This is a genomic window from Leifsonia tongyongensis (assembly GCF_010686705.1).
Lineage (GTDB): Bacteria > Actinomycetota > Actinomycetes > Actinomycetales > Microbacteriaceae > Diaminobutyricibacter > Diaminobutyricibacter tongyongensis.
This window is the reverse complement of the sequence record NZ_JAAGWY010000001.1, coordinates 539246-555768: the sequence shown is the minus strand read 5'-3', so window position 1 is coordinate 555768 and position 16523 is coordinate 539246. Positions and strand designations below refer to the sequence as shown.

1 protein-coding gene (cut by a window edge) is annotated in these 16523 nt (G+C 69.5%); it reads left to right on the top strand.

What is annotated here, in order from left to right; all coding sequences use genetic code 11:
* Window positions 1-16523: the 3' portion of a beta strand repeat-containing protein gene (locus G3T36_RS02750; RefSeq protein ID WP_193570847.1), read on the top strand. The gene continues 15343 nt to the left of window position 1, outside the view; the window shows 16523 of its 31866 coding nt (coding positions 15344-31866); its start codon lies beyond the left edge, outside the window; the stop codon is at window positions 16521-16523.

The window sequence follows — 16523 nt, the reverse complement described above, 5'->3', positions numbered from 1 at the left end:
CTGCAGCCATCGGAGTCGGCGTCGCCCTCACGATCGCCAACCACACGGTCACTGCGACGACGGCCCGCAGCATCACCGCCGGCGGCGACATCGCCCTCCGCTCATCCGGAATCAGCGCCTCGGCAGCGGCCGCGAGCGCGAGTGCCTCGGGAGCCCCGGAGAACAGCGCGAACGGCTCAGGGACCGGCGGTGGCGGCGCGGCCGGCAACGGCGTCGACCAGCAGGTGCAGACCCAGCGCAGCAACGCGGACGCCACGAGCACGGCGAACGGCGGCAAGGCCTCCGGTTCGACCGCCTCGCCGAGTGCATCCACCTCCGACGGCAAGGTGAACGTCGCCGCGGCCGTCGGCATCGACATCGCCACCGTCGTGTCCAAGGCCACCATCGAGAACGCCGGGCTCGCCCTGACGGCAGGTGGACTCGTGACCCTCGCCTCGAGTGCGAACACGGATGCCGCGAGCTCGGCCGACGGCTCGGCATCGCACGGCGCGACCGCCACGATCGGCGCCGGAGTCGCGATCACCCTGGCGAACGTGACCAACCAGGCGATCCTGCCGACCGGCGACACCGTCAAGGCGCACGCGCTGACCGTCTCCGCGACCGTGACTCCGAACGGCACGGACACGACGTCGACCTACGGCGCGGCTTCCGTCGCCGGAGCCGGCCAGGGCAAGATCTCCGTCGCAGGGTCGGTGGCGATCGCGATCATCAACCAGGCGACCCAGGCCGAACTCGCCGGCACCGTCACGCTGACCGGCGGCGACGTCGCCGTGACGGCCGCAAGCAAGGCCACCAGCACCGTGACGGCAGAACCGACGCCCGGCGGAGTGACCGCGACGAACGTCGGCGTCGGAGCATCCGTCGCCCTCAACCTCATCACCGACACCACGAAGGCCGTCCTCGACGACGGCATCACGGTCGTCGGCGCACGCAACTTCACCCTCGCCGCGACGGCAGGGGACCTCGCCACGACGGACGCGAAAATGGGGGCATCCGGGGGCAAGGTGGATGTGTCTCCCGCCGTCGCGATCACCATCTCCAACGTCACCACCACGGCTGCGATCGGCACGCTCCCTGGCAGCGGCACGATCGTGCTCACCGGATCCTTCTCCGCCACAGCCACCCAGACGGCCGGTGCCGTCACTTCGGCCGGCTCGGTCGCGAGCGGCGGCTCCACCGCCTCCATCGGTGTCGCTCTCGCCCTGAACCTGGTGACCCACACCGTCTCGAGCACGACCGGCCGCAACATCACCTCCGCAGGCTCCATCGCGTTCGGCGCCTTCGGTTCATCGGTCGACGGAGCCTCGGCCAGCGCATCCGCCAGCGGTGCACCGCAGCAGGGCGACAGCGGAGCCCCCGCCGGCGGCGTCGACGGCCAGGCCCAGAAGGAACGCACCAACGCGATCAGCACCGACACGGCTAACGGCGGATCCGGATCGAGTGCGAGCGCGAACCCGTCGGCGTCGACCTCGGACGGCAAAGTCTCGGTGGCGGCCGGTGTCGCCCTCAACATCGCGAACGTCTCGGCGACCTCCATCCTGCCCGACGGTCTCACCCTCATCGCAGGCGGTGCGGTCAGCCTGAAGAGCTCGGAGAACGTCGACGGCACCGTCAAAGCCGACGGGAAGGCGGTCAAGGCGACCAACGTCGGCGTCGGCGCCGCCGTCGCACTCAACCTGGTGACCATCACCAACCGGTCCTTCATCGGCGAACGCACCCACGTCACCTCCAACGGGTTCGACCTCGAAGCCACGATGACCGCGCTCGGGACCGACACGACGCACACCTTCACCGTCGAAGCCGACGCTGGGGCCGGCTCCAAGAAGGTCGGCATCGCCGGCGCCCTCGCACTCAACCTCGTCACCGACAACACCGAGGCGTACGTCCCCGGTAGCGCGATCGTCGCGGCCGGCACCGGCGACATCACGCTCATCGCGCAGAACCTCCGCTCCGACTCCGCGAAAGCGCTGGCGGATGCGTCGATCGGTGGAGGCGGGACCGTCGGTGTCGGCGCATCGGTCGCGATCAACGTGCTCACGACGAACGTCACCCGGGCGGAGGTGCAGGACGGCGCCTCGCTGACCGGCGGCCGCAACGTGACCCTGGCCGCCACCTCCGCCGAACCCGTCGTGAACATGGTGACCGCGGGCTCTGCCGGCTCCAGCGTCGCGGTCAGCCCGGCCGTCGGGATCAACATCGTCGTCAACACGACCATCGCGCGGATCGGCACTCCCGGCGCCGGGACGATCGCCGCGACCGGCGCCGTGCAGCTCCGCGCCACCCACACCGGTTCCGCGTCGATCACCGGTGACGCCAAGGCAGCCAGCAGCAGCGTCGCGGTCGGCGCCATCATCGCCGTCAACGTGCTCACGGTGACGACCACCGCGGCACTGGCGCGGAACATCTCCGGCACGTCGGTCGTGCTCGCCGCGACCACCACGACGGCCGGCAGCGCGGATGTCACGGCGAGTGCGCAGGGCACGACGCCGGGCACCGGAGGCAGCTCCGACGGACAGGCGAAGAACAGCGTTCAGAACACCCCGAGCACGGCGGGCAACGAGAGCCGGCTGCCGACGGGCGACCAGTCCGCGGGCGGCGCGGTCGGCAACGCGAACAGCGAATCCGGCGGCCAGTCCGGCCAGTCGTCCGGCCAGGGGGTCGGCGTCGGGGCTGCGGTCAGCGTCAACGTCGTCACCGACACCAACACGGCGGGCGTCGCCGACGGCCTCACCGTCACGGCGGCCGGCGCCATCCAGGTCAGCGCGACCAACGCGACGGATGCGACAGCCAAGTCGGTGGGAACGTCGACCGCGATCAACAGCAACAACATCGGCGCCGGCATCGGGCTCAACGTCGCCACCATCGTCAACCGCGGCTCGATCGGCGTCGGCGCCACCGTCACCGGCGGCAGCATCATCGTCCAGGCGGTCACCCCGCCGCAGACGGAGAACGACTTCACGGCGTGGGGTCTCTCGGCCGCGGGAGGTGCAGGCGATGTCAGCGTCGCCGGCTCCGTGGCCGTCCAGGTCATCGGTTTCGAGAACACGGCGGTCATCGGTGCCGGTTCGAAGGTTTCCGCCGCCGGCGCGCTGGTCCTGGCCGCAAGCAACCCCATGGGCCTCCAGACCATCGCCGGGGCGGGTGGTCTCTCACTCGACGGCTCCGGGGTCGGCGCCGCGATCGCCGTCAGCGTGCTGAACGTGAGCACCCGCGCCTTCGTCGACTCGAACATCCAGCAGCCCACGACGGTCAACGCGGGCGGCGCGATGTCGCTCAGCGCCTCGGCCTCGCTCGTCCCGCTCGGCATCAGCATCATCCCGAGTGTCAAAGTGCCCGACGTGACCTCGGTGGCGGTCGCAGGCGGAGCCGGGACGAGCGGCGTTGCCGTCGGTGGTGCGTTCATCGTCGACGTGTTCAACCTCACCACCCAGGCGTTCATCGCGAACAACGCGTCGGTGAACCAGAGCGTCGCCGGGTCGCCGGGGCAGTCGATCTCGATCACCGCCTCCGACGACATCCGCGTGCTCGAACTCGCCGGCTCCCTCGGGCTGTCGCTCGGGAGCGTGGGTGTGGGCATCAGCGTCATCGTCGGCGTCATCAACAAGGACGTTCGTGCGTTCATCGGCCGCTCGGTTGTCGCATCGGCCGGCGGGTCGGTCACCCTGCGCGCGACCGACCCGCAGAACTTCACCGAGATCGCGATCGGCGCAGCCGCATCGCAGAGCGTCGGCGTGACCGGCTCGATCATCGTCCTCGTGCTCAACCCGAGCGACAGTGCGCCGGGCACGAGGGCGTACATCGACGGCGGCCCGCGCCAGGCGACGGTCGTGCACGCCGGAGGCGACGTCACCATCCAGGCGGCGGACGACGCATCCAACATCGGACTGTATGCCGGGCAGGTCAGCGTCGGCGGCAGTGCCGGGGTCGGCATCTCGTCGGCCGTCCTGGTGCGCAGCGGCATCGTCGACGCCTGGATCGGCGCGGGCGACGACATCTGGGCGAAGGGACCGACAGGCCTCACGATCGGGGCGACGCAGCACGAGGACGTCACGCTGATCGCCGTCGGAGGAACGGTGGGCGGCTCGGCCGCCGTCGCCGGTTCCGCGACCGTCGACGTGCTGAACAACACCACGCACGCCCACATCGACCGCGGCGCGACGATCAACTCGAACAACGCGGGGGCGTCGAGCACCGAGGGTGTCTCGCTCAGCGCGACTGACACGACCACCATCAAGGGCGTCGCCGGGCAGCTGAGCGTCGGCGGTTCCGCCGGCATCGGTGCGGGGGCGGATGTCGAACTGCTCAACAAGGACACCCAGGCCTGGGTCGCACCGCAGGTCGCGATCACGGCCAACGGTTCAGTGACGATCGACGCCGCCTCCAACGAGAACGTCATCTCGATCTCCGCAGGGGTCTCGGCAGGCGGGTCGGTCGGCGTGGCCCTGAACGCGGCGGTGTCGGTGTTCACCATCGTCACGAAGGCGTTCGTGGGTGAGGTCTGCAGTGCCCAGGCCGTCAACGCGACCAGCTGCGCGACGTCGCGCGCGACCATCCTCGCGGGTGGCAGCGCCCGGATCTCGGCCAACGAGCAGCTCACCCTCAACGTCATCGCGGGCAGCATCGCCATCGGCGGCGAAGTCGGAGTGGGGGCATCCGCCGCCGTCCCGATCGTGAACAAGACGACCACCTCGTTCATCGGCGACAACTCGGTCGTGCGTGCACTCGGCAACGGAGCGGGTCTCACCGTCGACACCGGCGGCTACTCGGTCACCCCGGTCGACACGCGGTTCACCCCGTCGGCGGCGATCGAAGGCGATTCGCGCACCATCGACCTCGGGTACACGCACGGGTTCACCGAAGGCCAGCAGGTGCTCTACGACGACGGAGGCGGCACGCCGATCGGCGGCCTCGTGCAGGGCAACGTCTACTACGTGCACGTGGTCTCCGCACACGAGGTGCAGCTCTCGGCGACGCAGGGCGGGCCGAGCATCCTGCTCAGCGTTCCGGTGCGCGGCGGCGAATCGCAGCGGCTGATGGCAACCGACCACGCGGCCACGCCGCAGGCCCCGGGGCAGTACTTCACCCCGTCGTCGGACGTCTCGGGCAACGTGATCAACCTTCCGTACGACCTCACCGTGAACACCGGCGATCCGGTCGTCTACCGCGCAGGCGGCGGCACCGCGATCGGCGGTCTCGTAGACGGCCACACCTACTACGCGATCGTCGTCGGCCCGCACGCGATCGAACTCGCCGACTCCGCCTGCCACGCCAACCCCGGCGGCAGCAACTGCGGCGGCGCCGTCCAGACCCCCCTCACGCTGAACAAGGCCACGGCCGGCGCGGACCGGGCCCACAGCATCCTCAAGCAGGGCGACCAGCCCCCGGGCGACGCCGCCTCCGTCAGCGGCCAGCACGTCATCGTGCCCAACGCGGCGTCGGGCTTCCACGGCGTCTCGGTCACGGCGAACAACAGCGACGACATCGGCGGGTTCGGGGTGGCTGCCGGCTTCGGCACGGTCGGCGTCTCGGTCAGCGGCAGCGTGAACGTCGTCACGGCGAACACGACGGCGTTCATCGGGCGCATCGCCCAGGTCAACGTGAACAACGCCGGCGCGTCGAGCGCGCAGAGCGTGATCGTCGGGGCCGGCAACGCCTTCCAGCTCCTGATCGTCGCTGCCTCGGTCGCCGCCGGAGCCGTCGGTGTTGGGGCGAACGCAGCGGTCGGCATCGTCACCCTGAACACGGACAGCGTGATCGGAACCGGCGCGGTCGTCAACGCGGCGCGCGATGTGGTCGTCGCAGCGAACGCATCCGACCAGATCACGGCCGTCGCCGCCGCTGCGGCCGGCGGCGCAGTCGGTGTCGCCGGCGTCGTGAGCGTCATCGTGCTGAACACGCACACGTACGCTGACACCGGGCTCGGCGTCGCGATCACCGCCGGCAACAACGCACTCTTCAGTGCGGCGGACGCGACGAAGATCACGGTCGTCTCGGGCGGCGCCGCGGTCGGCGCGGTCGGCGTCGGTGTCGGCGTGGCCGTCACCTCGCTCACCAAGGACACGCGTGCGTTCATCGGCGCGGGCAGCGCGGTCGACGCACTCGCGCACCAACCCGGGGTCGCCCTCGCCGGCATCGACGACGGCACGGTCAGCGGCAGCGGGTTCGGCACGCTCTCGGCCTTCAACGGCCTCGCCGTCCAGGCCCGCTCGAGCGAGAACGTCTTCGGCATGGCCGTCGCGGCCGGTGGCGGATTCGTCGGGGTCGCGGGCGGACTGAACGTCACGCTGCTCCACGCGACCACCCTCGCCTTCATCGACAGCAACGCGCTCAACCGCACGAGGATCAACCTGCAGGCGGGCGCGGGCTCCCAGCAGTCCGTGAACGTGGCGGCGGCCGACCAGGTGACGACCTTCACGATCGGCGGCGGACTCGGGGCCGGCTTCGTCGGTGTCGCCGGAGGCATCGACATCGGCATCGCCGACATCACGAGCCAGGCGTACATCGGCGGCTCCGCCACCCTGCACGCCGCCAAGGACGTCGCGTTCTACGCTCTTGCGATCAAGAAGATCCAGACCTACGCCGTCAGCATCGGCGGCGGGTTCGTCGGCGTCGCCGGCTCGGTCTCCGTCTGGAGCGTCGGAACGGCCCCGACGGGCTCGTACAACGAGGGGTCGTACGGCCAGGACAAGGGCGCCTGGTCATCCACCACCACGTACGCGCAGGGCGACGTCGTCACCGGCTCCGACGGCAAGCGCTACGGCGCCAAGGTCGCCCACCCGACGCTCGACCCGGTAGCCGACACCGCCGGCACGCAGTGGGAGGGCTCGACGGATGCGCTCAGCCCGTCGTCCGGCAAACCGGATGCGGCGGCCGAGGCAGGCGGGCACGCCAACGGCTCCGGAACAGGCGGCTACACGGGTATCCTCGACGGCACCTCCAACCTGCACAACACGTCGGACAACACGAACGGGCGGATGCAGCCCACGCTCGGGTCGGCCAACACCTCGGTGCACGGTTCGGCGCCCAGCTCGAACATCGTCAGCGCCGAGTTCTCGAACGCCTCCGTACCGCAGGGCACCGTCGCCACGATCGGCGCCGGCACGGTCATCGTCGCCGGGGGCAGCGTGAGTGTGGGAGCGGGGGAGAACCTGGCGGTCAACGGCCTGGCCGGCACAGCGGCGGGCGGCGCGGTCGCGGTCGGCGGCTCGGTGCTCATCCTCGGTCTCACGAGCAACGTCGAAGCGTTCATCCAGACCGGCGCATCGGTCACCGCCGGCGGCAACGTGAACGTGAAGGCCCAGCTCACCGAGACCGACAACGGCCTGGTCTTCGCCGGTGTGGGCGGCGCGGTCGCGGTCACCGGCCAGGTCGTGCTCATCACGAGCCACGCAACGCAGAACGCCCACATCGACGACGGTGCGGTCATTCCGACCGCGGGCGGCACGGTCGACGTCGAAGCGATCGGAACCCGCACGATCTCGCCGCTCGCCATCGGGGGAAGCATCGGCCTCGTGGCCGCCGGCGCGTCGGTCGCCGTCGCACTCGTCGACGGCGACACCACGGCGACCATCGGAAACGTCTCGATCGGATCGCTGCTGGCGCCGGCCGGCGGCGTGAAGGAGGTCGCGCAGTCCACGATCGTCGTCCCGGTGCAGACCTACTCGGTCTCGGTCGGCGTCGGCGGCGGCATCTCCGGCGCGGTCGCGGTCGCCGCCATCTCGGGCACGACGACGGCCTTCTACAACGGTCACGCGATCCTCTCCGGTGGCGCGTCGATCACGGCGAACAGCACCACCACCCCGACCACCTCGACCCTCAGTGTCGCAACCGGCGCGTTCGCCGCCGGCATCAACCTCGCCCGCGCGACTACTTCGCGCTCCGCCATTGCCCGTTTCACCAGCTCCGCGAGCGTCGCGGCCGGTGGAGCGGTCGTCGTCGGAGCGACCTCGCAGAACCACGCGAACGCGACCACGCCGAGCGTCACCCTCAGCCTCATCGGGTTCAGTCTCCTGCTGCCGATCGCGACGATCTCGGGGGCCACCGAATCGCACCTCGATGGCGTCGTCTCCGCATCCGGTTCGATCGCCGTCACCGCCAGCGGACAGAACCAGGCCACCGCGACCGCTTTCGTCGTCGGTATCACCCTGGTCGGCGGAGGCCAGGGCACCAGCGCCCTCGCGACCGTGGCCCAGAGTGCCGACGTACTCGCCAGCGTCGGCCCGACGGCGAGCCTCCGCAGCTTCGGCGCCGTGCAGGTGACGGCGACGATCGTGTCAGACGGCACGCACGGCAACTACGCTGCGGCGACGATCACCAGTGGCGGCGGGGGACTCATCAGCGCCGGGTTCTTCCTCGCGAGCGCGATCCTCGCCGGCGCCACCACCGCGGAACTCCGCGCACCCGTCTTCTCCTCCGGCTCAATCTCCGTCGTCGCGGCCGGGGACAGCACCGTGAACGCCTCCACCACGAGCTTCGGGCTCAGCGGGTTCGGCGTCACGGTCGCTCTCGTCGACGCCGAGATACAGCAGAGCGCCGGCGTCGTGGCGATCGTCTCCGGAGGAACCCTCAGCTCCACCGGCGCGGTCCGGATCGCCGCGACGAACGCGAACCACGCGACGGTCTCGACGGATGCGGCGAGCATCGGCCTGTTCACCGGCGCACTCAACGCGGCTACAGCGCTGGTCGCGGCGGAGACCCGCGCCGAACTCGCCGACCCGATCATCGTCAGCCACGGCCTCCAGGTCACCTCGGATGCGACCAACTCGGCGAGCTCCACCTCACAGGTCGTCTCGATCGGCGTCGTCAGCGGCGCGTTCGGCGACACCATCGCGCAGATCATGGTCACCGCCGGGGTTCGCGCCCTCGTCGACAGCAGCGCCACCACAGTCAACGCGGGGACCGGCGACGTGTTCCTGCGCGCGACGAGCGTCAACACCGCCCTCGCGCGGCCGTCACAGGTGAGCGTCGGCCTGTTCACCATGGCCGGCCTCTCGCCGACCGCGACCGTGGCCGCCCCGACACGCGCGGAGTTCGACGGCGGAACCACCGCATCCGGTGCCTTCTCCGTGACGGCGACCGGCCACAACAGCGCGACCGCGACCGTCAAGGTCGACAACTTCAGCATCGCCGGTGTCACCGGGGTCGTCGCCCTCGCGGACGTCACCTCGAGCGCGGCGATCGCCGCCGTCGTCGCGTCGAGCGCCCGCATCACCGCCCGCGGTCAGTTCACCGTGTCTGCGCAGACGCCAGGCGGCACCAGTGCCGATGCCGAAGTCTCGAGCAACACCGGCGGCGTGATCAGCGGCGGCGTCTTCTTCGCACGGGCCAGAATCGGTTCTCCGGTGACGGCTTCGATGGACGGCGCGCTGCTCGCATCCACCGGAGCCGCAGTGGGAGCCTCGGCGACGAACACGGTCACCGCCGTCGCGAACGCCCTGAACATCAGCGTTGCGAGCTTCAACGCAGCGCTGGTCGACGCCGAACTGCTGAGCTCGGCGGGTGTGACAGCGCACTACGGCGCAGGTGCTCTCGCGACTTCGGGCCTCGCATCCGTCATCGCTTCCTCGTCCGCGACCGTCAGCGCCAACACCGACACGCTCTCCGTCGGAGCACTCGTGCTTGGTCTGACGTTGCCGACCGCGCGAATCGACGCCGGCACCGCGGCCGACTTCGGCGGCGGACTCACCGGAGCGACCGGCCTGACCGTTCAGTCGACCGCGACCAACTCGGCCACCACCACAGCGGGTGCCCGCAACTACGGGCTGGTCACGGTCGGCTCTTCGTCGCCGGTCGCCCTCATCACGTCCAACGCGGTCACCCAGGCGAACGTCGACGCCGGCGCGCTCCTGAACGCCCCGAGCGCGACGGTCGCCGTCGTCGCCACCGCGACCAACGGCGTCACCGCCAAGGGCGGCTCCGTCAACGGAGGACTCGGCACCGTCTCCACCGCGAACCCGGCGGCCACCGACAACGCACGCACCTTCGCCCGGATGCTCGGAGCAGCGCACGGTGCCACCCCCACCACCCCGGGCGCCGCCTCGATCACGGTCCAGGCGAGCAGCGGCGACACGTCGACCGCCCTGATCAGCGACACCAGCGGCGCGGGCGTCGCGATCTCCAACGCCGGCGCGACCGCGACCACGGCGACCACCGTCGAAACCGACTTCGCGTCCGCAGGCGCGCCCATCGCCACCGTCGGCAACATCACCATCGGAGTCGCGTCCAACCCGGTGTCCATCTCGTCGGCGCTGAGCACCTCGGTGGGCATCCTGCTCAACATCAGCTCCAACAACGCGCGGGTCGTGACCAACCCGACCGTCAACCTCACGATCGCTGCGGGAGCCCGGATCTTCGCGGGCGGCACCATCACCGTCAGCGCCCAGCAGAACACCACGGCCCCGCCGAGCCCCAACCACAGCGACTTCGACGGCAACGGCGGCGTGAACACGGGCACCGACACCATCACCCTGACGGCGCCGCACTCCTTCACGACCGGCGGCACGGTCACCTACACGAACAACGGCGGAGGGACGGTCGGCGGCCTGATCAACAACGCCCAGTACAACGTCATCGTCGTCAACCCCAACGCCGTGCAGCTGGGCTCGATCTTCGACGGCACCCACATCGACCCGGTCACCGACATCATCCAGTTCGGCGCCCAGGTCGGGTCCACCTTCGTGCCGTTGAGCCACAACCTCCACGAAGGCGACTTCGTCATCTACATCGTTCCGCAGGGCGGCTCGGCGGTTCCCGGCCTCGTCTCCGGCCACCGCTACCGCGTGCACGTCGTGGATGCGTCGAGCATCCAGCTCTTCGATGCGACCACCCCGACGACGCCCGTGGGAGCGAGCGGCGGCAACGTGACCGGTGGCAACACGATCAGCGTCGCCAACGGCTACAGCAACGGAAACGCCGTCACCTACACGGCCCCGCCCGCGCTGCACACCTTCACGACCGACCAGGTCGAGATCGCCGTCGACGGCAGCCACAACCCGATCATCTCCGGGAACCCGCCGGCCGTGCAGTTCGTGAACGACAACACCATCACGATCCAGAGCCATGGGTTCAGCACCGGCCAGGCCGTCGTCTACGAAGGCGCGACCGACCCCGTCGGCGGACTGGTCAACGGGCACACCTACTTCGTGATCGTGCTGAACAACAACCAGATCCGCCTGGCCGCCAACCTCTGCGACGCCACCGGGACCTGCGTCGACGGCAGCAACAACCCGATCCCCGTCACCCCGATCGGCCTGACACCCGACCGCTCCGACGCCGGACGCGCCGTCGTGCACGGGTTCTGGGCGCCCGGCCAGCAGCCCATCCTGGGTCTCAACGACGGTGGACGCTACTACATCGTCGGTGCGACCAGCACCAGTTTCCAGCTCGCCACCACGCCGGGCGGGGCCCCGATCGCCCTCAACGGTTCCGGCGTGGTCGGCGTTGGAAACTTCACCCCGGCGCCCGTCGATCTCGGCGTCGGCAGCGGCCCGCAGGACCTCGTGGTCGACCTCACCGCACCGGGAAGCGGCACGCAGACCCTCTCCGCCGTCGGCATCGGCGGCAGCACGGCCGGCGGCGGCCAGCTGTCGACAGCGACCGTCAACGGATCGGGCGGCGGCATCATCAGCTCCAGCCACGCCAACACGAACGCGAACGAGACCGCCGTCGTCACCGTGAACATCGGCGGCGCCAACACCTCGATCACCGCGCTCGGCTCGATCATCGTCACCACCAACTCGAACGCCGGCGTCAGCGCAGACTCCGCGAACGGCGGCGGCGGGCTCGTGGCCATCGGCAGCGCGGCAGCCACGGCTTCCACGACGACGAGCACCACGGTTGACATCGGCGGCGGAACCACCATCACCGCCGGAGCCGACGTGACGATCAACCCGCTCACCTTCGGCCAGGTCCAGGCGCTGTCGCAGTCCAGTGCCGGCGGCCTCGGGGCCGGGGTCACCTCTGAGGCGGGCGGCACGATGACCATCAGCACGGTCACCAACGTCGCCGGCACCATCATCGCGGGTAACGACCTGGGTGTCTCTGCGCACACGGGCGCATTCGGGAACGTCAGCACCAGCGCCGAAGGCGGCGGACTCGGTGTGGATGCGCACGCCGGCGAATGCGGCTCCCCGGGTTGCGACCTCAACATCGGCATCACCACGACGGTCGACCTCCAGCCGGGCGCCCACCTCACCGCCGACAACGTGAACGTCACCGCGAGCGTCGACAGCGTCTTCGCCCACAACAACGCACACACGCACGCGAGGGCGGTCGGGGCGGCATCCGATGCGACAGCGAACACGAACGTCACCAGCAACACGACCGTGCACCTCGAGCACGACGTCAAGATCGTCGGCTACGAGACGGTCACGCTGAAAGCCGTGCACAATGCGATCACCCTGATCGCGTCGTCGGATGCGCACTGCGGCTGCCTCGGCGGCGACACCAACTCGACGTCGAACATCGGGTACAACAGCGAGTCGAACGTGACGGCGGACGCCGGGTCGGTCATCCGCACCGCCCTCCTCGACGTCGAAGCGCTCCAGCTGCTCACCAACTGGTCGCGCCCGACCAACTCGGACGGCGCGGCGTTCGACGGCGGCGGTTCGCACGGCGGCACCACCGAGAACGCCCGGCGCGTGATCGACTGGCATGCCACGGTGTTCTTGCATGCCGCGGATCCACAACTCGTGATCGATGCGAACGGCACGATCGTGAAACTGTTCGCCGTCACGGTGAAGGACGACCTCGGCAACACCTACGGCCTCGGCAGCACCATCCCGGCCGGCCGCATCATCGAGGTGCAGGACATCAACAACACCGGCGGCGCGCAGGCGATCTTCTTCGCGAACATCCCGGACTCGCTCGCCGGGGGCTCACCACCCGCCGGGATCATCACCGGGACCGACGGCAGGTTCATCGCCCAGAACACCTTCGACTTCGTGAAGCTCTTCAACTCGTCGAGCCGCACGATGGTCGTGCATGCGATCAACGTCGTCAACCTCACGAGCGTCGCCGCCACCATCTCGGTCAAGGTGCAGAACAGTGCCGGTTTCCTGTTCACGATCGGGCAGCCGATCTTCACCCCGACCGCGGTGGACGTCGAGAATTTCCTCGTCTCGGGCAACGGAACAGCCGAGCTGATCATCGACGGCCGCATCTACAACCCGATCGGCTCGACCCGCATCGACAACCAGCACGGTGACATCCTCGCCGGACCAGACGGCACGCTGGTCGTGACGAACACCCTGGTGATCCTCGCTGACAACGGCACGATCGGAATCCTGTTCAACGGGCTCTTCAGTCTGCGGATCCCGATTCCGGTCATCCTGGTGCAGAGCGACTTCACGGTCGACAACGTCGACCCGACCCGGTTCGTGTCGTTGATAGCGGATGCGCGTGACGACGTCGTCCTCGACATCACGTCGATCCTGCGCGGGCCCGCGACCGCCTTCACCCCGACCATCCCGCTCATCCACGCCGGACGCAACATCGACATCGTCCTCGGCGACAGCCTGCAGGGCGACGATGTGCCGACCTTCACGTCCACCTTCTTCCAGGTCGACGTCTTCCAGGCGCCGCAGTTCACTGTCACCGTGCCGCCGACCGGCCAGTACCGAGTGTTCTTCCACCCGGATCCCGCGGGGCCGTACGTGTACAACGACAACGTGATCGTCGCGTTCGGCACGTTGAACAACCCGTATCCGAGCACCTACGTCTTCCAAGACCTCAGCGCCGGCAACGACATCAACGTCAGGCACACCGCAGCACGGGCCGTGCTCAACATCGACGCCCACACCAACGTCGACGCCACCCTCACCGGCGTCGAACTGCCGACACCGTTCTCGACCTCCGACCACGCAGGGGAGATCGACTTCTTCACCAACGGTTCGATCATCGACACCGAGACGGTCAGCGACCTGCGGGTCGGCACGATCACCTCGACAGCGAGCGACGTGACGCTGATCGCCGCGGACACGTCTGGCGCCTCCATCTTCGACGTCGGAGGCATCACCGACGGTTCAGCGCGCGTCACCGGCAACACGATCACTCTCCTCGCCTTCTTCGGCAGCATCGGGTTCCTGGTCCCCGCCGTCAACTACCTGGAGATCCACTCCTCGAACGCGGCACGCGGCTCCGTGCTGGCAGTCGCCGCGCTCGGCATCTATCTTGTGCAGACGACGGGCGCCCTCTTCGTGAACCTGGTCGAATCGCTCTTCGGCGATGTCGAGCTCATCGACCAGAACGGTTCGATCCTCAACAATGTCGACGGCACGACCGCCACAGTGATCGGCGCCAACATCGACCTCATCGCCCACAACGGGTCGATCGGCGCAGCGTCGGCCACCGGCCTCAGCGACATCACGATCGACACGAACGCGGCGGCCGGCGGACGCCTCTACGCGCTGACCGACCGTACCTCCGCCGCGCTCCCCGGCACGGTGCCGCCGAACGGCGACATCTACCTCACCGAGGCGAGCGGTGCGCTGAACGTGCTGCGTGCCGAGTCCGTCTTCGGGGACGTGCGGCTGACCATCCCGTTCGTCGCAACGCGCACGGATGCGAACCTGAACCTCCTCGCCGGCGGCAGCACTCTCGACGGCACCACCACCCTGACCGAGGGTCGCATCGTCGCACTCGGATCGGTGCTGCTGCGCATCGGCGACGACTTCCAATCGGCGACGACCAGCCTGATCCAGGGCGCCACCGTCACGATCATCGGCGAATACCTTCAGAATCCCGCAGCACCGCTCGGTTCGACCATGCACTTCGCCGGCATGGTGACCGGGCACCCGACCAACATCTTCGGCGGCGCGGGCGTCGACACCTTCTTCTTCGACCACACCTTCCTGGGCGGCCAGACGAACGTCTACGGCGGGCCCACCGCCGGCGCCAGCCCGACCGGCCTCCCCGACGGAAACGACACGTTCGTCGTCGATCACCTCCAGACGATGTCGACGACGCACATCGACGCATCCGGCGACGTGTACAACGGCCTGCCCGTGCGCGACTCGCTGCTGCTCGACGGTCAGGGCGGCAACAACACCTACATCGCGACCACCTGGGGGAGCGTCGACCCGCTCAACCACGACTACCTGATCAACGTCCTGAACTCCGGGGCGCGGGGCGGCCTCAACACGCTGACGGTGAACGGTTCGGACGGACCCGACGTGTTCCTGCTGCGCGGAGCCGCGATCATCCCCGACCAGCCGGGCGCGGTCGATCCCGCGTTCGTCGCCCTGCTCCACGGCATCCTGGATGCGGAGCGCATCGCCTACGACGACCACATCAACAGCCGCCTGACCGTCAACGGTCTCGGCGGAAACGACCTCTTCGTAGTCGACGACAACAGCGCCATCACCACGCTCGACGGGGGCGCCGGCAACGACCGGTTCATCGTCGGGCAGCTGTACGCCACCCCGCGCATCCCGCCGGCCGTGCATCCAGAAGACCAGTTCCCGACGGTACCGACCCGGCTCGGGCTGCTCAGCAACGGAATCAGCTTCCCGACCACCATCTACGGGGGCGCGGGCAACGACACCTTCACGATCCGCCACAACCTCGCGGAGCTCCGTGTCGAGGCCGGGACCGGCAATGACGCGTTCCTCATCGTGGTTGCGCGCCAGCCGTCGGCGAAGGCGTACCTCACGAACGGCGCGGTCTCGCTTGACGGCGGTGTCGGCGCGAGCACGGTGCATGTCACGGCGTTCGACAGTCTCGGCGGCTTCGTCTCGAACATCAACGGAGTGACCGGCGAAGGCTTGCACGTCACGATGCACAACTTCGCTGCGAAGGCCACGCTCGCGCTCTTCACCGGAACCGTGCCCACGCCCTCTCCGCTGCTCCTCCCGGGCGAGGACCCGCCGCCGGTCGTAGAAGTCCCCCTCGCTGTGCCCGCTGCGCCCACCGCCCAGGTCATCATCACTGAATCGAACGGCGGCACCGTCGTGAGGCCGGGCGGCCCGACCAGAGACAGCTACACCATCCGCCTCTCGACTCCGCCGACCGCGCCCGTCCTGATCACGATCTCCGCGGCCTTCGGCGGGGGCGCCCCGTACGCGCAGCTCTCGATCGACGGCGGCGTGACCTTCGCCGACAGTGTCGTCCTCGAGTTCGCGGCCGGCGACATGGGCCCGAAGGAGGTCATCGTGCAGCTCAACGCAGGAGTGACCACGTTGCCGCCGGGGTCGGCGGTCGAGACGATCAGCCACTCCGCTGAAAGCGACGACCCGGCCTACGCGCACGCGCCCATCCGCAACGTCTACGTCAACCAGCCGCCGTTGAAGCCCGTGCCACCGCCCACGCCGCCGGTGACGCCGCCGCACGGTAACGCTGGAGGGACGGGGACCGGTGCCGGGGCGGGCACGGGCACCGCAGGCGCAACGGGGGCGGCCACCGGCACAGGAGGACTCGCGGCAACCGGGTCGTCCACTCTCGGCCTCGCCGGGCTGGCCGGCGCGCTGCTCACGATCCTCCTCGGGCTCGGCCTGCTGCTCGCCCGCCGCCGCGGCGCCGCCCGCTGA